Annotated in this window: 16 protein-coding genes; 5 read left to right on the top strand and 11 right to left on the bottom strand. The window is 70.7% G+C overall.

Annotated elements, in window-relative coordinates; all coding sequences use genetic code 11:
- The first annotated feature begins 8 nt into the window (after positions 1 to 8).
- Positions 9 to 2309: a hypothetical protein gene (locus tag ACH34R_RS09585; protein ID WP_397560944.1), complete on the top strand. Its 2301-nt coding sequence runs from the start codon at positions 9 to 11 to the stop codon at positions 2307 to 2309.
- Between the two features lie 74 nt (positions 2310 to 2383).
- Entirely contained in the window at positions 2384 to 4084 is a 1701-nt protein-coding gene (gene polX / locus ACH34R_RS09580) for a DNA polymerase/3'-5' exonuclease PolX (protein ID WP_397560943.1), read from the top strand.
- Positions 4085 to 4101: 17 nt separating this feature from the next.
- Here polX and ACH34R_RS09575 read toward each other — a convergent pair whose 3' ends face one another.
- On the bottom strand, positions 4102 to 5088 hold the full coding sequence (locus tag ACH34R_RS09575; RefSeq protein WP_397560941.1) for an agmatinase family protein: 987 nt from the start codon (positions 5086 to 5088) through the stop codon (positions 4102 to 4104).
- A gap of 157 nt (positions 5089 to 5245) precedes the next feature.
- Between ACH34R_RS09575 and ACH34R_RS09570 the strand changes: the two genes are divergently transcribed.
- Both ACH34R_RS09570 and ACH34R_RS09565 read left to right on the top strand, forming a co-directional pair.
- On the top strand, positions 5246 to 6349 hold the full coding sequence (locus tag ACH34R_RS09570; protein ID WP_397560940.1) for a sulfite oxidase: 1104 nt from the start codon (positions 5246 to 5248) through the stop codon (positions 6347 to 6349).
- A gap of 169 nt (positions 6350 to 6518) precedes the next feature.
- A complete protein-coding gene (locus ACH34R_RS09565; protein ID WP_397560939.1) occupies positions 6519 to 8012 on the top strand; it encodes a wax ester/triacylglycerol synthase family O-acyltransferase in 1494 nt (497 codons plus the stop codon).
- A gap of 56 nt (positions 8013 to 8068) precedes the next feature.
- Here ACH34R_RS09565 and ACH34R_RS09560 read toward each other — a convergent pair whose 3' ends face one another.
- The 10 genes from ACH34R_RS09560 to ACH34R_RS09515 all read right to left on the bottom strand — a co-directional run bounded on the left by ACH34R_RS09560 (position 8069) and on the right by ACH34R_RS09515 (position 18916).
- The gene (locus ACH34R_RS09560; RefSeq protein WP_397560937.1) at positions 8069 to 9679 is read right to left on the bottom strand and encodes a cation acetate symporter; all 1611 of its coding nucleotides are present in this window, start codon (positions 9677 to 9679) and stop codon (positions 8069 to 8071) included.
- On the bottom strand, positions 9679 to 10005 hold the full coding sequence (locus tag ACH34R_RS09555) for a DUF485 domain-containing protein (protein WP_397560935.1): 327 nt from the start codon (positions 10003 to 10005) through the stop codon (positions 9679 to 9681). The genes ACH34R_RS09560 and ACH34R_RS09555 overlap by 1 nt, the downstream gene beginning before the upstream one ends.
- A gap of 188 nt (positions 10006 to 10193) precedes the next feature.
- On the bottom strand, positions 10194 to 11702 hold the full coding sequence (locus ACH34R_RS09550; protein WP_397560934.1) for a cation acetate symporter: 1509 nt from the start codon (positions 11700 to 11702) through the stop codon (positions 10194 to 10196).
- Complete coding sequence (locus ACH34R_RS09545; RefSeq protein WP_397560932.1) at positions 11699 to 12073, bottom strand: hypothetical protein; 375 nt, start codon at positions 12071 to 12073, stop codon at positions 11699 to 11701. Before ACH34R_RS09545 ends, ACH34R_RS09550 begins: the two co-directional genes overlap by 4 nt.
- 20 nt (positions 12074 to 12093) lie before the next feature.
- The gene (locus ACH34R_RS09540) at positions 12094 to 12849 is read right to left on the bottom strand and encodes a LytR/AlgR family response regulator transcription factor (protein ID WP_397560931.1); all 756 of its coding nucleotides are present in this window, start codon (positions 12847 to 12849) and stop codon (positions 12094 to 12096) included.
- Between the two features lie 79 nt (positions 12850 to 12928).
- Positions 12929 to 14125, bottom strand: a complete 1197-nt coding sequence (locus ACH34R_RS09535) for a histidine kinase (RefSeq protein ID WP_111169481.1) — start codon at positions 14123 to 14125, stop codon at positions 12929 to 12931.
- A 23-nt stretch (positions 14126 to 14148) separates the two neighbouring features.
- Complete coding sequence (locus ACH34R_RS09530; protein WP_397560930.1) at positions 14149 to 14562, bottom strand: HIT family protein; 414 nt, start codon at positions 14560 to 14562, stop codon at positions 14149 to 14151.
- A 48-nt stretch (positions 14563 to 14610) separates the two neighbouring features.
- Positions 14611 to 15021 (bottom strand): hypothetical protein, encoded by a 411-nt coding sequence (locus ACH34R_RS09525; RefSeq protein WP_397560929.1) that lies wholly within the window; start codon positions 15019 to 15021, stop codon positions 14611 to 14613.
- A gap of 95 nt (positions 15022 to 15116) precedes the next feature.
- Positions 15117 to 16055: a diacylglycerol/lipid kinase family protein gene (locus ACH34R_RS09520; protein ID WP_397560928.1), complete on the bottom strand. Its 939-nt coding sequence runs from the start codon at positions 16053 to 16055 to the stop codon at positions 15117 to 15119.
- 140 nt (positions 16056 to 16195) lie between these two features.
- Complete coding sequence (locus ACH34R_RS09515; RefSeq protein ID WP_397560927.1) at positions 16196 to 18916, bottom strand: immune inhibitor A domain-containing protein; 2721 nt, start codon at positions 18914 to 18916, stop codon at positions 16196 to 16198.
- 427 nt (positions 18917 to 19343) lie between these two features.
- On the opposite strand from ACH34R_RS09515, the gene ACH34R_RS09510 reads away from it, so the two are divergent.
- The gene (locus ACH34R_RS09510; protein ID WP_397560926.1) at positions 19344 to 20711 is read left to right on the top strand and encodes an FAD-binding oxidoreductase; all 1368 of its coding nucleotides are present in this window, start codon (positions 19344 to 19346) and stop codon (positions 20709 to 20711) included.
- Positions 20712 to 20828 lie beyond the last annotated feature (117 nt).

Genomic DNA, 20828 nt, shown 5'->3' with positions numbered 1-20828 from the left:
GGAATTCCATGGCCCGTACGCACAACCTCCTGCTCGCCGCCGCCCTCGCGGTCGCGATCATCCCCGCCGCCGGGGTGCACGCCGCGACGACGACGGCCGCCGCCCCCGCCCTAGTCGAACCGTTCGTACTCCAGGTCGGCGGCACGCTCCCCGCGCTGCCCGGCACGGCCGTCTCCCTGGCCACCGGCCCCGGCGGCGTCGTCGCCGCGGCTCATGACAAGGGCCTGGCCGTGTGGGCCGCAGGGGCGTGGAAGGAGGTCGCCGCCGGAGCCGCGCACCGGGTGGCCTGGCGCGGCGGCGACCTGGCCGCGCTGACCGCGCGCGGCCTGCTGATCGCGAGCGGCGACCGGTGGCGCACCACGTCCGTGCGGCTGCCGCACGGCGTCGATCCGGCCAGGGCGCTGCTCGCCGGCGGCCCCGACCTCGTCCTCGCGCAGGGCGACCGGCTCTACCGCAACGACCGCGGCCACGCCTGGCGTCCCGACCGGCTGCCCGGCGACGTGGTGGCCATCGCCCGATCCGCGAAGTCCGGCGCGATCGCCGTCGCCACCGCGACCGGCGTGTACGAACGCGCGGGCCGAAGCTGGAAGCAGGTGTCCGCCACCCCCGCGGTCGGCCATCTCGCCTATGACGGCAAGGACCGGCTGTGGTACGCCGCCGCGTCCGGCATCGGCGTCAGGGACGGCGGCGCGTGGAAGGCGTACGGCCCGGCCGACGGCCTGCCCATGCTCGGCTTCACCGCGCTCACGCCGGGCGCGAACGGCGACATCTGGCTCGGCACCGCCAGTGGCGCCATCCGCTTCGACGGCACGAACTGGGAGTACCGCCAGGGCCGCCGCTGGCTGCCCGGCGACGCGGTCGCGGCCATCGCGGTGGACGCGCAGGCCAACGCCTACTTCGCCACCTCCGAAGGCGTCGGCAAGATCGAGGCCCGCCGTACCACGCTCGGTGAGAAGGCCGACGTCTACGAGCGGGCGATCGCCGCGATGCACAGGCGCACGCCGTACGGGTTCGTCGAGGGCGTGGACCTGCACACCCCGGGCGACCTGAGCAAATGGGTGCAGGGCTCCAGCGACAACGACGGTTTGTGGACCGCGATGTACGGCGCGGCCGAGGCGTTCCGGTACGGCGCGGCCAAGGACCCGGCCGCCAGGGACAACGCGCGCAAGGTCTTCGAGGCGCTGAAGTTCCTCGGCGACGTGACCCAGGGCGGGACCGACCCCGCGCCGCCCGGGTTCATCGCCCGCTCGATCATCGAGACCACCGCGACCGACCCCAACATCCGCGACAACGAGCAGCGCGACCGGGACAAGCAGAAGGGCGACGCGTACTGGAAGATCCTCGTGCCGCGCTGGCCGAAGAGCGCGGACGGCAAGTGGTACTGGAAGACCGACACCAGCAGCGACGAACTGGTCGGGCACTACTTCTTCAACGCCCTCTACCACGACATCGTCGCCAAGGACGACGCCGAGAAGCGCGAGGTGGCGTCGGTCATCACCCGGACCACCGACCACCTGATCGCAGGCGACTTCTTCTTCGTCGACCATGACGGCAAGCCCACCCGATGGGGGTTCTTCAACCCCAAGGAGATCAACGGCAACCCGTGGCGGCGCGAGGAGCGCGGGCTCAACAGCCAGACGATCCTGGCGTTCCTGGCGATCGCCGAGCACGTCTCCGGTGACCCGAAGTACGCCGCGGCCAAGAAGAAGCTGATCGACGAGCACGGCTACGACATGAACACCCTCGCGCCCAAGGTCACTCCGGGCGTCGGCGGCGGCAATCAGTCCGACGACGAGATGGCGTTCATGAACTACTACCACCTGCTGGCCTACGAGAAGGACGCCGAGCTCAAGCGGTCCTGGGCCCGGTCGCTGTACGACTACTGGCAGTTGGAGCAGTACGAGCTGAACCCGTTCTTCAACTTCATCGCCGCGACGGGCCTGGCCGGCCAGACCTGGCTGGACGCCTACGGGCCCTTCCCGCTGGACATGCCCGGACCGTGGCTTGAGCAGTCGGTGGACACCCTCAAGCGGTTCCCGCTCAACATGATCGACTGGAAGCAGACCAACACCGCCCGGCTGGACATCGTCAACCTCGGCCGGCACATCCGGCCCGACGCCGACCCCGCCAAGCTCGGCATGCGCCGCAACGGGCTGGTGCTGCCGATCGACGAGCGGGTGATCGGCCACTGGAACCACGACCCGTACAAGCTCGAACAGGGCGGAGCGGGCACCCACGTCAACGACGGCACCTCCTACCTGCTGCCGTACTGGATGGGCCGCTACCACAAGTTCATCACCGAGAAGTGACGGGCGGACCGGCACCCGGGCGCGCACGGCCCGGGTGCCGGGAAACGTCGCACCCACCCCCTACGCTTGAGGGCATGGCTCGGGTGAACGATGAGGCCGCGGCGGCGCTGCAGGAATACGCCGACCTGTTCGCGATGACCGGGGGCGACGCCTTCCGGGTGCGCAGTTACCAGAAGGCGGCCAAGGCCATCGCCGGCCACCCGGAGGACATCTCGGGCGGCGACGTGCGCTCGGTGCCCGGGGTGGGCGAGGCCATCGCCAAGAAGGTCGAGGAGTTCCTGAGCCGCGGCAGCTTCCGCCAGCTCGACGAGCTGCGCGGCCGGGTGCCCGAGGGCGTGCGGCGGATGACGCGCATTCCCTCGCTCGGCCCGAAGAAGGCCATCTTCCTGTTCACCGAGCTGGGCATCGACTCCCCCGCCGCGCTGCGCGAGGCGATCGGGGCGGGCCGGCTCGCCGGGGTCAAGGGCTTCGGCCCGCGCACCGAGGCCAACCTGCTCAAGGGCATCGACCAGATGGAGCAGGCCGGGCGGCGGGTGCACATCGGCATCGCCATGGAGCTGGCCGAGAAGGTCATCGCCTCGCTGTCCGGCGAGGGCGTGCGGCGGATCGCCTACGCGGGCTCGCTGCGGCGGATGAAGGACACCATCGGCGACATCGACATCCTGGCCGTGGCGCCGGCGTCGCTGATGGAGGAGTTCCGCGCGATGCCGTACATCGCGGAGGTGATCGCCGCCGGAGAGAAGAAGACCTCGGTGCGCACCACCGGCGGCGTGCAGGTCGATCTGCGGCTGGTGCCCGCCGAGTCGTGGGGCGCGGCCATGCAGTACTTCACGGGGTCCAAGGAGCACAACGTCCGGATCCGGGAGATGGCCGTCAAGAAGGGCTGGAAGCTCTCGGAGTACGGGCTGTTCGAGGGCGAGCGGGTGATCGCCTCCCGCACCGAGGAGGAGATCTACGCGGCGCTCGGCATGCCGTGGATCCCGCCCACCATGCGCGAAGACGGCGGCGAGGTCGCGGCGGCGCTCAAGGGCGGGCTGCCGGAGGTGGTCACCCTCGATGACCTGAAGGGCGACCTGCACACCCACACCGACCTGACCGACGGCATCGCCTCGCTGGCGGACATGGTGGCCGCGGCGGCGCGGCTGGGCTACGCCTACTACGCGATCACCGACCACGCGCCCGACCTGGTCATGCAGCGGATGACCCTCGACAAGGCGCTCGCCCAGCGAGACCGGGTGGCCCGGTTGCAGACCTCCTACCCGGGCATGCGGCTGCTGCACGGCACCGAGCTGAACATCGGCCCCGACGGCACGGTCGACTGGCCGGTGGAGGTCCTTGAGGGGTTCGACGTGACGGTGGCGAGCGTCCACTCCCACTTCAACCAGTCGCGGGCGGAGATGACCGCCCGCTTCATCGCCGCCTGCGAAAACCCGCAGGTGCACATCATCGGCCACCCCACCACGCGCAAGCTCGGCAAGCGCGAGCCGGTCGATGCCGACTGGGAGGAGATCTTCCGCTGCGCGGCCCGCACCGGCACCGCCATGGAGATCGACTCCTATCCCGACCGCTCCGACCTGCCGGCCGAGCTGGTCCGGCTGGCCCGCCACCACGGCGTGAAGTTCTCCATCGACAGCGACTCGCACGCCATCCCGCACCTGGCCCACCAGCGCTACGGGGTGGGCATCGCGCAGCGGGCCTGGCTCACCACAGACGACGTGATCAACACCTGGCCGCTGGAGCGGCTGCTGGCCTTCCTGGGCCGCGGCGACGGCTGAAGGCGGGCGCGGCGCGGTCAGCCGAGGTGGCCTGAGGCGACCGAGGCGGCCAGCACCTCGCAGATCAGCCGCACCCCGAGCAGCGAGGTCACGTCCGAGGAGTCGTACGGCGGGGCGACCTCCACCACCTCCATGCCCAGCAGTCCCTCCGTGGCGAACCGCCGGACCAGCCGCAGCGCCTCGCGCGGATACAGCCCGCCGGGATCGGGCCACCCCGTCCCCGGCGCGAACCCGGGATCGACGGCGTCGATGTCGAAGGACAGATAGACCCCGCGTGCCCCGCCGCTCCAGGCCGCCTCCAGCGCCTGGTCCGCCACGGTGTCCAGGCCGCGTTCCTCCACGTCCTCCACGGCGATCACGAGCGAGCCGTCCCGGGCGGGGGCGCGTGCCGCCTGCCACCCGCTCACCCCGATCTGCACGAGGTTGCCCAGGTCGAAGTGGGTCTCGTGGGCGGCCCCGCGGTCGCCGTCCGGCTCGCGGGCCCCCAGGTGCCGGTCGAAGTGGATCACGCCGATCTTGCCGCCGAACGCCTCCATCACGCCGCGCGCGGCCGGGTACCCGACGGAGTGGTCGCCGCCGAGCACCACCGGGAACACCCCGTGCGAGACGATGTGCGCCACTCCCCTGGTGATCCGGTCGAAGGCCGCGTCCAGGTCGGCGGGGGCCAGGAAGATGTCCCCCAGATCCACGATGTCCAGCCCGTCCAGCAGGTCGGCGCCGCGCTCGCAGTAGTGCGAGACGTGCAGTGTGGAGATCCGCCGCATGCCCTGCGGCCCGAACCGCGGCCCCGGGCGGTGGGCCGCGCCGGCGTCCAGCGGCACCCCGACCACCGCGACCTGGTGTTCGCCGACCCGGCTCAGCTCTTGCAGGTGAGGGGCCTTGAGGAAGGTGTTGATGCCGGAGAAGTGCGGGTTCTCGCCCCGCTGGAACAGGGCGGCCAGCTCCCGCTGATCGTCGGAGTCGGTCAGTTCCACTCCGGGCTCCCCCGGCGGATCGCTCCTCATAGGGCATTCCTGCGCCGGGGGCGGGCAAGGCGAACCGGGCGGCGGGTATGGAGATGGGCAGAGGTGAGGAAAACCACTCCGGGATACGGCGTGGCGTACTCCAGGATTACATACTGTCCCTGTAGGGAATATGTGGTTTGACCGAAGGGACGACCGGATGGCGTACGAGAACCCCATGGGCGACGCCCCTCCCGTGAGCGGGGGCATAGTCAAACCGCTGCCGCCGGAGTGGTTCGTCGCGCACGACACCAACGCCGAGACCCGCTGGGAGGCGCTGGCCGGGACGGGCTACCACGTTCCCAACGACAGGTTCTTCGTGCGCAACCACACCGCCACGCCGCTCATCGACGTGGCGGGCTGGCGGCTGCGGGTCCACGGGCGGGCCCTTCGCGCGCCCCGGACCTTCGACTACGCCGAGTTGCGGGCGATGCCGCAGGTGACGGTCGAGGCGGCGGTGGAGTGCGCGGGCAACGGCCGCGCGTTCTTCGCCTCCCAGCAGGGCACCCCCACACCCGGCACGCCGTGGCGGCTGGGCGGTATCGGGGTGGCCAGGTGGGGCGGCGTGCCGCTGGCGGACGTGCTGCGATCGGCCGGGCTCACCTCCCGCGCGGTGGACGTACTGGGCACCGGCCTGGACGCCGACTACATCTGCGGCGGGGTCAACCACGGCAGGGTCCGCCGCCCGCTGCCGATCGCCAAGGCCATGGACGACGTGCTGCTCGCCCTGGACATGAACGGCGAGCCGCTGCCGCCTGACCACGGCTTCCCCGCCCGGCTCATCGTGCCGTCCTGGATCGGCGTCGCCTCGATCAAGTGGCTGGGCGAGATCGAGGTGTCCGACGAGCCGATCCGGACGCCGTGGAACACGGTGTTCTACCGGATGCCCCGATGGGGGCCGCCGCTCACCACACAGGTGCCCAAGAGCGCCTTCGAGCTGCCCTGGGACGCCGCGCTGCCGGCCGGGCGGGAGCTGGAGCTGCGCGGGCGGTCATGGTCGGGCAACGGCCGGGTGGAACGCGTGGAGATCAGCGTGGACGGCGGCGCGAGCTGGGAACGTGCCACGCTGCACGGGCCGCGGCCGGCCGCCGGGTGGGCGCGGTGGCGGTACACCTGGCGCCCGCCGGGCCCGGGCGGCTACACGCTGCTGGCCCGCGCGACCGACGAGACGGGGACCACGCAGCCGCTCCGCGTCCCCTTCAACGCCGACGGCTATCTGTTCGGGGCGGTGGTGGCGCACCCGGTGCGCGTGATCGCGGCGTGAAAGGCCCCGCTTACGGCGAGACGCAAAGAGATCCCTACAAATAGCACGCTTAACGGCTAGTGACCGGAATTTAACCTGTCAGAATCATCGGACAGCAGGTGTGAAACCCTCCGGAAACGCGAAGACCTCAGGATGTTCCCATGGACGTCCCGGCTGGAGGGAGAGATCGTTGCGCCAGTTGACCGCGCTGGACGCGCAGTTCCTCCATGCCGAGTCGCCGACGACCACCGCACATGTGGCCGGGGTCGCGATCGTCGATACCGGCGACGCCGCCCCGGGCCGGATCACCAAGGGCACGCTGGTCGCGCTGCTGCGCCGGCGGGCGCACCTGGCTCCCGCGCTGCGGCTGCGGCTGGCGGGCGTCCCGTTCGGGCTGGACCTGCCGTACTGGGCCGAGGACCCGGACTTCGACCCCGCCGACCACGTCTACGAGACCACGCTGCCCGCCCCCGAACTGCTCACCGACGTGGTCGCCAGGCTGCACGAGCGCAGGCTGTCGCGGCACCGGCCGCTGTGGGAGATGCACCTGATCCACGGCCTGGAGCACGGCCGGGTGGCGATCTACACCAAGGTTCACCACTGCGCCATCGACGGCGTGTCCGGGGCCGAGACGCTCGCCGCGCTGCTGGACCTCGCGCCGGTCGGCCCCGAGCCGGCCGCCGCGCGGCCCCCCGCCGAGCCGGTCACCGCGCCGGGCACGCTCGGCATGCTCGCCGGGGCGGCGGTCAACTCGATGACGCACCCGCTGCGCGCGCTCGGCTCGCTCCGCCGGACCGCGGCCGACCTCGACGCGGTGCCGATCGCCGCCACGCTGCCCGGGGCGCGCTGGGTGGCGCGGATGGCCAGGCTGCTCGGTGGCGAGGCCGGGCAGGCGCCCGCGCTGCCGTCGCTGGAGGTGCCGCGCACGCCGCTGACCGGGCCGGTGAGCGGGCAGCGGCGGTTCGCGTACGGCTCGCTGCCGCTGGCCGAGATCAGGCGGGTCGGCAGGACCTTCGGGATGAGCGTCAACGACGTGGTCATGGCCATGTGCGCGGCGGCGCTGCGGACCTGGCTGGCCGAACGGGACGTGCTGCCCGGCCTGCCGCTCATCGCCGCCGTCCCGGTGGCCGCCCGCGCTCGCCCAGGCGGACGCGGCCCCGGCGCGGTGGGCAACCGGATCTCGGCGATGGCCGCCCCGATCGCCACGCACCTGGCCGACCCGCGCGAGCGGCTGCTGGCCACCAGGGATGCCATGCGCGCCGCCAAACGCCGCTTCGCCTCCTCCCCCGCGACCTGGCTGAGCGACCTTTCCACGCTGCTGCCGCCGCCGGTGACCGCGCTGGCCACCGCCTCGGTCTTCCGGCTCGCCGGGCTCGCCTGCCCGCCGGTCAACCTGATCGTCTCCAACGTGCCGGGCCCGCGCCTCCCGCTCTACCTGTGCGGGGGCAAGGTGGTCGCGTACTACCCGATGTCGGTGGTCACCGACCTGAGCGGCGGGCTCAGCGTCACCTGCTTCTCCTACGCCGGGTCGCTCGACTTCGGGCTGCTGGCCTGCCCGCGCCACGTGGACGACGTGTGGCGGCTGTTCGGCCACCTGCGCGCGGCCCTGGAGGAGCTGTCGGCCCTCGCCGGCCCCGCCCCCGAAAGAGCCGAAGAAGCGGCCAAGGTCACCGTCCCGGCCTGAAACGGGAAGGGCCCCGGCGGGCGACGCCCGCCGGGGACCCTGGAAAGGGACGGCCGTCAGTGCGGTGTGGCCTGCTCGGCGCCGACGCCGGTGAGCGAGCGGACCTCGATCTCGGCGTACTTGGCGGCGTTGTACTCCTTGCTCATCCGGGTACCGATCCAGCCGAACAGGAAGCCCAGCGGGATGGAGATGATGCCCGGGTTCTGTAGCGGGAACCAGGAGAAGTCGGCCCCCGGGAACAGCGCCGTCTTGCTGCCCGACACGACCGGCGAGAAGATCACCAGGATCAGCGCGGACAGCAGGCCGCCGTAGATCGCCGAGACCGCGCCGGCGGTGTTGAACCGCTTCCAGAACAGGCTGAACAGGATCGCCGGCAGGTTGCCCGAGGCGGCCACCGCGAAGGCCAGCGCCACCAGGAAGGCGACGTTCTGACCCTGGGCCAGGATGCCCAGGCCGATGGAGGCCGCGCCGATCACGAAGGCGGAGATCCGGGCGACCCGCACCTCCTCCTTCTCGGTGACCTTGCCGCGCTTGATCACGTGCGCGTAGAGGTCGTGGGCGAAACTGGAGGAGGAGGCCAGGGTGAGACCCGCGACCACGGCCAGGATGGTGGCGAAGGCGACGGCCGCGATGATCGCCAGCAGGATCGTGCCGCCGACCGTGCCGAACATGAGGTCACCGATCGCCTTGGCGAGCTGTGGCGCGGCGGTGTTGCCCGCCTTGTCCGCCGCGGTGATCGCCTTGCCACCCACCAGCGCCGCCGCCCCGAAGCCGAGCACCAGCGTGAGCAGGTAGAAGACGCCGATGATGCCGATGCCCCAGATGACCGACTTCCGGGCGTCCTTCGCGGTGGGAACGGTGTAAAAGCGGATCAGAATGTGCGGCAGACCGGCGGTGCCGAGCACCAGCGCGATGCCCAGGCTGACCAGGTCGATCTTCCCGGCCAGGCCCTGCGCCTCGGTGCCGTACTTCAGGCCGGGCTCCAGGAACGCGGCGCCCTTGCCGCTCTCCGCGGCGGCCTCGCCGAGCAGCCCGGAGAGGTTGAAGCCGAACTGCATCAGGACCAGCAGCGTGATCAGCGCGGCCCCGGTCATCAGCAGCACGGCCTTGACGATCTGCACCCAGGTGGTGCCCTTCATACCACCGAAGACCACATAGACGATCATCAGGATGCCGACGCCGACGATGGTCAGCGCCTTGCCTGCGGGCGAGTCGATGCCGAGCAGCAGGCCGACCAGCGCGCCCGCGCCGACCATCTGGGCCAGCAGGTAGAAGATGCTGACCGTGATCGTGGACACGCCGGCCGCGGTACGCACCGGGCGCGGGCTCATCCGGAAGGCCAGCACGTCGGCCATGGTGAACTTGCCGGAGTTGCGCATCAGCTCGGCGACCAGCAGCAGCGCCACCAGCCAGGCGACCAGGAAGCCGATGGAGTACAGGAAACCGTCGTAGCCGGACAGGGCGATGATCCCGGCGATGCCGAGGAACGAGGCGGCGGACATGTAGTCGCCGCCGATCGCCATGCCGTTCTGCGCCGCGCTGAACGAGCGGCCGCCGGCGTAGTAGTCGGCGGCGGTCTTGGTGTTGCGGCTGGCCCAGAAGGTGATGCCGAGCGTCGCCGCGACGAATATCAGGAAGAGGGTGGTGGAAAGCGCCTCTGAACTCACTAGTGCTTCTCCTCGACCTCGTGACGGAGCTTGTCGGCCAGCGGGTCCAGCTTCTTGGCCGCATGCCTGGAGTAGGCCCAGGCGATCCAGAACGTGGACACGAACTGGAGCACCCCGAACACCAAGGCCACGTTGATGTTGCCGAAGAGCTTGATCCCCATGAAGTCACGAGCCCAGCCGGAGAGCAGCACGTAGAGCAGGTACCACGCCAGGAAGGCCGCGGTCATCGGGAACGTCCAAGCGCGGAAGCGCCGTTTCAGCTCCTGGAACTCCTGACTCGTCTGCACCTGTTCGTAGACGGACGCGTCATGTTCTTTGGTCGTCACCGAGCCTCCCACGGCTGTGATGTGGATCACGCATACCGTAGAAGGGGAAGCCGCCCCTAAGAAGAGGCAGCGCCGGGCCGGTCGCCGAGTCGTCACGGCATGGCGTTCAGCAGGCGGCCCATTGCGGTGAAAGGTCGGATATCCGCGACGAGCGGTCGGCCGTTCTCAGGAACCCGGGGAAGCGCTGGTCAGGATCGCCTGGGACGCCAGTCGCCGCGGTTGACGTTGAGCCCTTCCGGGGCGTGCAGGCGTACCATGGTGCGCGTCACGTCGGCGGGCACCTTGCCGGGGGTGGCGAGCGAGACCACGATCATCACCACGAAGGCGATCGGCACGGTCCAGGCGGCGGGCTGGGCCAGCAGCGCGCCCGCCCAGCCCGAGTGCGGGCCGATCACGATCGTGGTCACCACCGCCGCGCTGGCCAGTCCGCCGCCGGCCAGCAGCCCGGCCATCGCGCCGGTCGAGGTCAGCCGCCACCACCAGATGCCGAGCACCAGCAGCGGGCAGAACGACGAGGCCGCGACCGCGAACGCGAGGCCCACCACGTCGGCCACCGGCAGCGAGCGCGCCGCCGCGGCCAGCACCAGCGGCACGATCACCGCCGCCACCGTGGCCAGCTGGAAGGACCGCACGCCGCCGCGCAGGATGTCCTGGGCGATCACCCCGGCGACCGACACGGTCAGCCCCGAGGAGGTGGACAGGAACGCCGCGAACGCCCCCGCCGTGACCAGAGCGGCCAGCAGGTCGCCCAGCGTCCCGCCGATCATGCGGCCGGGCAGCGCGAGCACCACCTCGTCGGTGCGCCCGCTGGCGATCAGGTCGGGAGTGTAGAGCCGGCCGAGCGCGCCGTAGATCGCGGGCAGCAGATAGAACGCGCCGAGCAGGGACAGCACGACCAGGGTCGTCCGGCGGGCGGCCCGCCCGTCCGGGTTGGTGTAGAAGCGCACGAGCACGTGCGGCAGCCCCATCGTGCCCAGGAAGGTCGCCAGGATCAGCGAGTACGTCGCGTACAGCGGATACTCCCGCTCCCCGCCCAGCGGCAGCGCCCAGCTCGCGGCGTCGTGCTCGCTGATGCCGGGGGCCCCGGCGTCGCGCCAGGCCAGGAGCAGGAAGATCACGGGCAGGGCCAGCGCGGTGAGCTTGAGCCAGTACTGGAACGCCTGGACGAACGTGATCGACCGCATCCCGCCGGACAGCACGTTGACCGCCACCACGACCGCCACCAGCACCCCGCCCACCCACTCGGGGGCCCCGGTGATCGTCCGCAGCACCACGCCCGCGCTCTGGAACTGCGGCATCAGGTACAGCCAGCCGATCAGCACGACCAGCACGCTCGCCGTACGGCGGACGGTCATAGACGACAGCCGCGCCTCGGCGAAGTCGGGCAGCGTGTAGGCCCCGGACCTGCGCAGCGGGGCCGACACCAGGACCAGCAGCACCAGGTAGCCGCCGGTCCAGCCGACCGGCAACCACAGCATGTCGGCCCCGTAGGCGAGGATCAGCCCGGCCGCGCCCAGGAAGGAGGCCGCCGAGAGGTACTCGCCGCCGATCGCGGAGGCGTTCCACAGCGGGGAGACCGTTCGCGAGGCCACGTAGAAGTCGGAGGTGGTGCGCGACAGGCGCAGCCCGAACGCGCCGATCAGCACCGCCGTCACCACGACCAGGACCACCGCGGTGACGCCGGAGGCGGTGCTCACTGGCGCTCGTCCATGATGTCGGCGAAGTGGCGTTCGTTGCGCTCGGCCTGCCGTACGTACAGCCAGGCCCCCACGACGAAGGCCGGGAAGATCAGCCCGCCCAGCACCGCCCAGGGCAACGGCAGCCCGCCCAGATGCACCTCACGCAGCTCCGGCACCAGCAGGAACAGCAGCGGCAGCCCGCCGATGACGCACCCGAGCAGGGTGCACACGAACAGGCCGAGCCGGAACTGCGTCCTGATCAGCGAGCGCATGTAGACCTCGCCGAGCCGGGTCTGCTCGTCCAGCTCCCGGGTCACCGGATGGCGCGGACGGCGTGCGGCCACCGTGCGCGGGCTGGTCACCACCACCCTGCGCTGCCGTTCGGTCATCGTCCCCCCTGCGGTGCGAGCTAGCTCTGGGCCTTGCGCGCCCTGCGCACAAGCAGATCACGAAGCTCCCTGGTGTGGCGGCGGCTCACCGGTATTTCCGTTTCGCCGACGCGCACCACGCACCGGCCGGAGTCGATGTGCAGCTCGTCGATGTGCTTGACGGCGACCAGGTGGCTGCGGTGCACCCGGACGAACCCCACCGGGGCCCAGCGCTCCTCCAGCGTGGCCAGCGAGATCCGGACCAGGTGGCTGCCGCCCTCGGTGTGCAGCCGGGCGTAGTCGCCCTGCGCCTCGACGTACTTGACGTCGGTGCTGGACACGAACCGGGTGACCCCGCCCAGTTCGACCGGGATGGTGTCCGGTTCGCGGCCCCCCGTCTCCGGGTCGGGCAGCTCGGCGGCGACGCTCACCCGCCGGATCGCCTCGGCCAGCCGTTCCGGGCGTACCGGTTTGAGCAGGTAGTCCTCCGCTTTGATCTCGAAAGCGTCCACCGCGTGGTCCTCGTAGGCGGTGACGAACACGACCCGCGGCGGGTTGGCGAACCGCGAGAGCAGCCGGCCCAGCACCACCCCGTCCAGGCCGCGCATGCGGATGTCGAGGAAGACCGCGTCGATGGGCCTGCCCTCGGCGATGCCACGGTCCAAAAGCCGCAGTGCGGCGGCGCCGTCCCTGGCCGTGGCCACTTCGGCGATCCTCGTGTCGGCCCGCAGGAGGTAGGCGAGATCCTCCAGCGCGGGCAGCTCATCGTCAACAGCGAGGACGCGCAGGCCGACCACCAGGGCTCCCCTCCTTAATCGGCGAATGCACAAGAGCGTGATGAAACCGGCATCAGAAGTCAACGGGTACGGGAGTAGATCAGCGCGCGGACACGCCCGGGTGGTACTTGGGGACGCGTACGTTGATCTTGGTACCGGCGCCCGGAGCGGTCTCCACGACCAGGCCGTACTCGTCACCGTAGACCTGGCGCAGCCGTACGTCCACGTTCGCCAGCCCGACTCCGCCGGCCCCCGAGCGCTCGCCGGATTCGCCCGCCAGTATGCGGCGCAGCCGTTCGGGGTCCATGCCGATGCCGTCGTCCTCCACGCTGATCGAGCACTCCGCGCCGGCGTCCTCGGCGATGATCGAGATGCGGCCGGTGCCCGGCTTGCTCTCCAGGCCGTGCCGCACGGCGTTCTCCACCAGCGGCTGCAGGCACAGGAACGGCACCGCCACCGGCAGCACCTCCGGCGCTATGCGCAGCGTGACCTGGAGCTGGTCGCCGAACCTGGCGCGTTCCAGGGTGAGGTAGCGGTCGATGGAGCGCAGCTCTTCGGCGAGCGTGGTGAAGTCGCCGTGCCTGCGGAAGGAGTAGCGGGTGAAGTCGGCGAACTCCAGCAGCAGCTCCCTGGCCCGCTCGGGGTCGGTGCGGACGAAGGAGCCGATGGTGGTCAGGGAGTTGTAGATGAAGTGCGGGGAGATCTGCGCGCGCAGCGCGCGGACCTCGGCCTCCATCAGCAGGGTGCGGGATCGGTCGAGTTCGGCCAGTTCGAGCTGGGAGTCGACCCAGCGGGCGACCTCCTGGGCGGCGCGGACCAGGCCGGCCGAGGCGTGCCCGCCGTACGCGGTGAGCGTGCCGACCACCCGGTCGTCGGGGGTGAGCGGGACCACCACGGCGAACCTGATCGGGCACTCGGGCTGGTCGCAGGTGACCACGTCGGGGCCGAAGACGTGGGTCCTGCCGTCCTTGAAGGTCTGACCGGCCAGGTCGAAGGCGGCGGCGGCGTGGTGCTCGCCCACGCCGTCGTAGACCAGCAGCCGCTCCCCGTCGGTGATCGCCAGGGCCGGTGAGCCGAGGAGTTCGCGCAGGTGGCGGGATGCCTTGGTGGCCCCGGTCTCGGTCAGCCCGGCGCGCAGCGGGGGCGCGGCCAGCGAGGCGGTGTGCAGGGTCTCGAAGGTGGCCCGCTCGGCGGGGCTGCTGCCCAGCTCCCTGCGCCCGCGGAGCACCCGCCACAGCACGAACGTGGGCACGCTCACCAGAACGGCCACCACGACCACCGCGACGAGGGGTTCCACTGCCACAGCGGCAGGCTAGCCGGTCAGCCGCGCAGCGCGGAACGAATCTTGTCCGCGTAGGAGGCCGCCTCCGCCTCGTCGGCGTACTTGACCCGGGGCCAGAAGAACCCGCGCAGGCCGTCCTTGCGGTTGCGGGGCACGATGTGGACGTGCAGGTGGGCGACGCTCTGGCTGATCCGGTTGTTCATCGCCACGAACGTGCCCGCGGCCGACAGGCCCTCCTCCACGGCGGCGGCCATGCTCTGGACCCGCTGGAAGAACGGCCCGACGGCGGGGACCGGCAGGTCGGTCAGGGTCTCCGCGTGCTCGCGCGGGACGACCAGCACATGCCCCTTGAACACCGGCCTGGCGTCCAGGAAGGCGACCGCGACCTCGTCGTCCAGCACGATCTGCGCGGGCTGCGCGCCCGCGGCGATGGCACAGAAAAGGCACTCCACGCCCCTCAGTCTGTCAGCCCGGCGGCGCCCTCCGGACGGGGTCGCGGCCTATCCGCGGCGGCGGCGGAGCAGGCGGCGGGCGACCAGGGCGACGGCGGTGCCCGCCGCGAGCATCAGGAACTTGGTCGGCCTGCGCCGTTCGCGGATCTCGGCCGCGGCCTCGCCGATCCGGTCGGCGTCACTGGACGGCGGGGCCGCCGGGCGGGTGCGGTCCAGGTCCGCGGGGGCGGACGTCCCCGCGATCGGTTCGCCGCTCCCCCGGCCGGATGCGGGGGTGGGCACGCCGGTGTCCTCACCGGTGCCCCGGTGGGCCTCCCCGCCCGTCTCGCGCTGGGTGGGCGGGACGTTCAGCGAACCGCTCTCATCGGCCCGTACGGCCTCACCCACGGGGTGTCTGCGGGCCCCCACCTCACCGGCGGTGTGCCGGGCCGACGGCCCTCCTGGGTCGGTCTCGCTCATCTCGCACCTCCACATGACTCGACCGTCGAATCTCGAAAGTCGGGGAATGTGGGGATTCGTCTACCCGGGACAGCGCGGGCAAACCAGACGGCCGCTCAGCGATCCTCGAAGGCGGCCGGGACCATCACCCGCAGGCCGTTCGGCACCGTGCGCAGGGTCAGCGGGGTACGCAGCCGTACCTCGCCGTCCACCTCGGCGGCCATCGGCGGATCGGTCTCCAGCAGCATCTCGCCGCCGACGACGAACGGCCCGCCCGCCAGGCTGCGCCAGCGCCCGCTGACCGCCCTGACCATGGTCTCCAGCAGCAGCCGCAGCAGTTTGCCCGAGCCGAGCTGGTAGGCCACCAGCGTGCCGTCGTCGATGCTCATGTCCCTGGCCACCTGCCGGCCGCCGTGGAAGCGGCCGTTGGCCACGTTGAGCTGGTGGGTCAGCAGTTCGTGGCGGCGGCCGTCCACCGTGATGTAGGCGCGGAAGGGCCGGTACCGCGGGAGCACGGCGAGCGCGGTCAGCGGATAGGCCGCGCGCCCGACCAGCCGCTTGAGCCACGGCCGTACCCTGCTCGCCACCTCGACCGACACCCCGAAGCTCGCCAGGTTGGCGAAGGGCCGGTCGCCCGCCATGCCGACGTCCACGTCGGCGACCTTGCCGGTGCGGAACACCTCGGCCGCGCCCGGCAGGTCGAGCGGCAGGCCCAGGCTGCGGGCGAAGTTGTTGGTGGTACCGAGTGGCAGCACGCCGAGCGCGACATCACGCTGGGCCAGGTGCTTGACCGCGGTGCTCAGCGTGCCGTCGCCGCCGCCGACGATGAGCAGGTCGGGGCCGAGGGCCAGGGCGCTCTCCAGCGTCTGGCGCAGCCGCTTGGGGTTGACCACCGCGTGGACCGCCATCGGTTCCAGGCCCTTGGCGTCCAGCAGGCGCAGCACCTCGGGAAAGCGGCGGCGGCCCCGGCGCGAGTGGGTGTTGACCACCACGGCGATCTTGCGGTCGGTCCTGATGGCCGCCGTGTGCTCGTCCTTGCTGCGCTGCTCGCTCACGCTTCCCCTCATCCGGTACGGCCGGGCGGGCCCGCCCGAATTTCCGAGCACATCGTACGGCCCTCATGCGAACGCGTCGCCGCGGCCGGGAGACCGGCCACGGCGACGCGCCTTCGATCAGCGGAATCGATCCTCGGGACCTACTTCTTGGGCGGGGTCACCTGGATCAAAGCGGCGAGGTTGCCGGGCAGCGGGGCGAGCAGCCGGAGCTGGACGCCGAGCGCCTTGTTCTCGTCGCCGGGGTTGCCGGAGCCGAGCACATGGTTGCCGGTGATGACCTGGCCGTACAGCTCCTTGGCGGGAGTGCCGTCCACGTTCACGACGCGCGTGGAGTAAGCCTCGTCGTTCTTGGAGGGCACGACCACCGAGGCGTCGCCGTCGCGGTAGTACAGCCCGTCCTCGCGCACCTCGATGCCCGGGTACCAGGTCTTGGCGTCGGTGAAGTGCGGGACCGCCGGAAGCGCGGAGAACTTGGTGCAGTACTCGCTGAACGGCTCGTCGGCCGCCTCCAGGCACTCGGTGAACGGGTAGGTCTTCTTGAACGAGAAGGCCGCGTTGGAGGTCTGGACCCGGCCCTGGAGGTTCTTGCTCAGGTTGGGGTCCTTCTCGGCGGCCTCGCCGGTGCGCCGCAGCGGCTCGTAGTGCGAGTCGACCAGCAGCAGGCTGCCCTTGGGGCCGATGCTCGGCGGGGCGCCGATGGTGTCGGCGATGTTGTTGGTGGTGTGGGTGGAGTCGCGGTACCAGACCAGCATGCCCGGGGCGTTGTACTTGACCTTCTCCACCTTCCACGCGCCGTCACGCAGGTAGGAGGTGTCGTAGGCGTACTGCAGGCCCTTGTCGAAGCCGTCCAGGTTGCGCCACTCGGCGAGGTAGAACCGGTCGATGGCGCGGAAGCCGTCGTTCTGGTTCCAGCCGGCGCCGTGGGTGTTGGTGTGCGAGCCGCCCATGGTCAGCCAGCCGTTGGCGCCGTTCTCGACGTCGTCGCTCCACACGGTCTCGGTGCCGTTGGTGAGGGCGAAGTCGTCGGCGTGCCAGCCGCGCGGGGTGTAGGCGGCGTCGGAGTTGTAGGTCAGCCTGAGCTTGATCGACTTACCGGCGAACGGGGTCAGGTTGACGTAGTCGTGCCGCCAGCCGTCGGTGTTGCCGGTCAGGCCGTACTTCTTGTTGCCGAAGGTGGCGAGGTTCTTGTTCGGGTCGGGGTAACCGTCGGGGGTGGTCACCTCGGTGCCGGCCTCGTCGTAGACCTTCTGCTGGGTCCACGTGGCGCCGTTGTCGGTGGACACCTCGATGAAGCCGTAGTCCCAGTCGCCCTCGATCTCGTAGTTGTTCCACAGCCAGAACTTCACGTCCGTGCCGCTCGGCACCTGGATGTCGCGGGCGAGCTTGACGTCGGCCCACTCCTGGTCCAGGTTGGACCACCAGGTCTTGGATCCGCTGTGCGGCTTGACCATCGCCAGCGGCTCGCTCTTCAGGTTCACCCGCACACCGTCTTCGGTGTACTTCGGAGTGCGCGAGGTCTGGCCGACGGGCACCACCCGCGACCTGTCACCGGGGTTGAAGGTCTTCGGGTTGGCCCAGCCGAGCACCCACTTGTCCCACAGGCCCATGTGGGTCGGCATGGACTGGAAGATCGGGCCCGAGTGGGAGCCGCTGGACATCAGGTCCCAGAAGTCGACCGCGCTCTCGGCGTTGCCGGAGGTGTCGTACAGGTCGGGCAGGCCCAGGTCGTGACCGTACTCGTGGGCGAACACGCCGACGCCGGAGTCCTCCGGCTGCACGATGTAGTTGGAGATCTTCTTGTCGGTGCCGGGGATGACGTGGCCGCCCGCCACCGCGCTGGAGTGCGCCCAGATGGCGTAGGTGCCCTGCTCGCCGCCGTCACCGGACTTGTCCGCGCCGGCGTGGACCAGCACGAGGTGGTCGATCACGCCGTCGGGCTCGACGTAGTTGCCGTCGCCGTCGGCGTCGGAGACGTCCTCAAGGTCGTAGTCGGCCCAGGGGAAGTCCGGCTGCTGGGCCGCCAGGACGTTCACCGCGTCGATCGCGAGCTGGGCCGCGCCGACCTTGTTGTCCGGGTGGCCGGACATGTCCTGCGAGGCTCCGCCACAGGCGGCGGCGCCGTACCACGCCTCGGAGTGCGGGGCCTTGATCCAGCCGACGGCCTCGCCGGTGACCGAGTAGGCGCCCTTGGACATCTCCTCGTACATGTTCTTCATGGTGTAGCCGGAGATGTCGATGCCCGGCTTGCCGTCGGGGCCCTTGAGGTCCTTGCGGACCCGCTCGGTGATGCCCGTCTTGGTGTACAGCATCTTGTTGAAGTGCGCGGGGCTGAAGTCCGGCACCCAGAAGCTGTTGTTGTCCTTCTTGGGCAGCGTGGCGGGGTCGGGGAGATCGTTGTGGAGCGGGCCGTTCAGCAGTGTGCCGGGCGGCTCGGTGACACAGTCGCTGGGGGGGCTGCCGATGACGCGCGGACGCTTGAATCCGGAGAAGTCGTCATTGGCGTTCTCATTGAACTCCACGAGCAGCGTGAGCAGCTTGGCCGTCCGCGTCTGCTTGGACTTCTTGAAGATGAACTCCGCGGGGTTCTTCCCGGTCCTGATCGCCTCGCGCTCCCGCTGCGCGAGGATCCGGCCGGTGACCGGGTTACCGCTGGAGAATTTCCGGTCCACCTTCTCCGCCGGCGACAGCGAACGGGCCCGGTCGTCGACCGAGCGCTCGTCCTGTTCCTGCTGGACACGGGGAGCGGCGTAGTTGATGTAATGGTCGGCGGCGCTCGGCTGGTAACGGGCGACCGACGCGTCCGAAGGAGCGGCGGCCCCCACCACCGTCAATCCGGCGGCGGTTAACCCGATCGCTGGCACGATAGCGAGTAGGCGCCGCCCGGCGCCCCTGCCTCTGCTGGACAACAGACTGTTCCTCCCTCGCCCGGGTTTACCGGGCACAAGTCCTGGCATACCGGGTGTCAGCATGCCGTCACTGGATCTCTGCGACGCCTGTGACGCGGCACCTAGAAATCCGCAATCGGGACGTTAGAGGAGAAGGTAAACCAGGAGTAAACCGGATTCTGTATGTTGCGGAATTGTAATCAATTTGCAGTACAAAAAGGGCATATTAGGATAATTCCGGCAGCTATTCATTACGCGGAAGCGTTTTCCATAGCACAGCCTCGGCGGTGCCCGGTCCGGCCTCCCCATCGGCGGGCCGCCCGGCGACCGGAAACGGAACGCCGTACCGCCACACGGAAGGCCGGGTGAAGGTCGCGAAAGGGCGCCGCGTAGAGTCGCAGACGTGACCGGCTCCACCATTGATCTCCTTGCCAAGGCCCTCCCCGACGGGCGGGTGCTCACCGACCCCGACGTGACCGACTCCTACTCCCGCGACCGGACCTTCCTGGCGCCCGGCGCGGCGCTCGGCGTGGTCCTCGCGCAGAGCCGCGACGACGTGATCGAGACGCTGCGGTGGGCGACCGCGCACCGGGTGCCCGTCGTACCGCGCGGCGCGGGCACCGGCCTGGCCGGCGGGGCCACGGCGAGCGAGGGCTGCGTGGTCCTCTCCGTGGCGAAGATGGCGCAGATCAAGGAACTGTCCGCCGCCGACGAGATCGCGGTCGTCGAGCCCGGCGTGATCACCGCCGACCTCGATTCGGCCGCCAGGGAGCACGGGCTGATGTACGCGCCCGACCCCTCCTCCTACGAGATCTCCACGGTCGGCGGCAACCTGGCCACCAACGCGGGGGGCCTGCGCTGCGTCAAGTACGGCGTGACCCGCGACTCGGCGCTCGGCCTGGAAGTCGTGCTCGCCGACGGCCAGGTGCTCAACACCGGCCGCCGTACCGTCAAGGGCGTCACCGGCTACGACCTGACCGGGCTGTTCGTCGGCTCCGAGGGCACGCTCGGGGTGATCACCGCGGCCACGGTACGGCTGCGCCGCGCCCCGCTCGGCCCGCCCGCCACGATCGCCGCCGAGTTCGCCTCGCTGCGCGACGCCGCTTCGGCGGTGTCGGCGATCATCGCCGCCGGCTGCCAGCCGTCCCTGCTCGAACTGCTCGACCGGGCCACGCTCAAGGCCATCGACGACTGGCGCAACATCGGCCTGGAGGCGGGCGTGGCGGCCATGCTGATCGCCCAGTCCGACGCCACCGACGGCCAGGCCGTGGCCCGGCGGATGCACGACCTCTGCATGGAGAACGGCGCGTCGTTCGTCGCCGTGTCGGACAGCCCGGCCGAGACCGAGGAACTGATCGGCATTCGCCGGATGGCCTACACGGCCAAGGAGCGCCTGGGCAACTGCCTGGTCGAGGACGTCTGCGTGCCGCGTTCGGCGCTGCCGGACATGATGACCGCCATCGAGGGCGCCGCGGCCCGGCACGACGTGCTGATCTGCACGGTCGCGCACGCCGGGGACGGCAACCTGCACCCGGTGTTCGTCTTCGACCACGGCGTACCCGAGCCGCCGCAGAACGTCTGGGACGCGGCCGACGAGGTCTTCCGGGCCGCTTTGGACCTCGGCGGCACGCTCACCGGCGAGCACGGCGTCGGCCTGCTCAAGCGGCGCTGGCTGGAACTGGAGACCGGCCCGCTGGCGAGCGGCATCAACGCCGGCATCAAGAAGGTCTTCGATCCGCTGGGCATCCTCAACCCCGGAAAGGCCATCTGAGCACCGGCCGGATCCACCCCTGGCAGGATCGCGGTTCCCACCCGCATCACGCCGCACACTGGTAGCGTGACATGCCAGAGTTAGGCTTTTTCAGGTGATTTGTCGGGGGTGGAGCAA

This window comes from Spongiactinospora sp. 9N601 (assembly GCF_044326295.1).
GTDB classification, from domain to species: Bacteria; Actinomycetota; Actinomycetes; order Streptosporangiales; family Streptosporangiaceae; genus Spongiactinospora; species Spongiactinospora gelatinilytica.
This window is presented reverse-complemented; position numbering and strand designations above follow the sequence as displayed.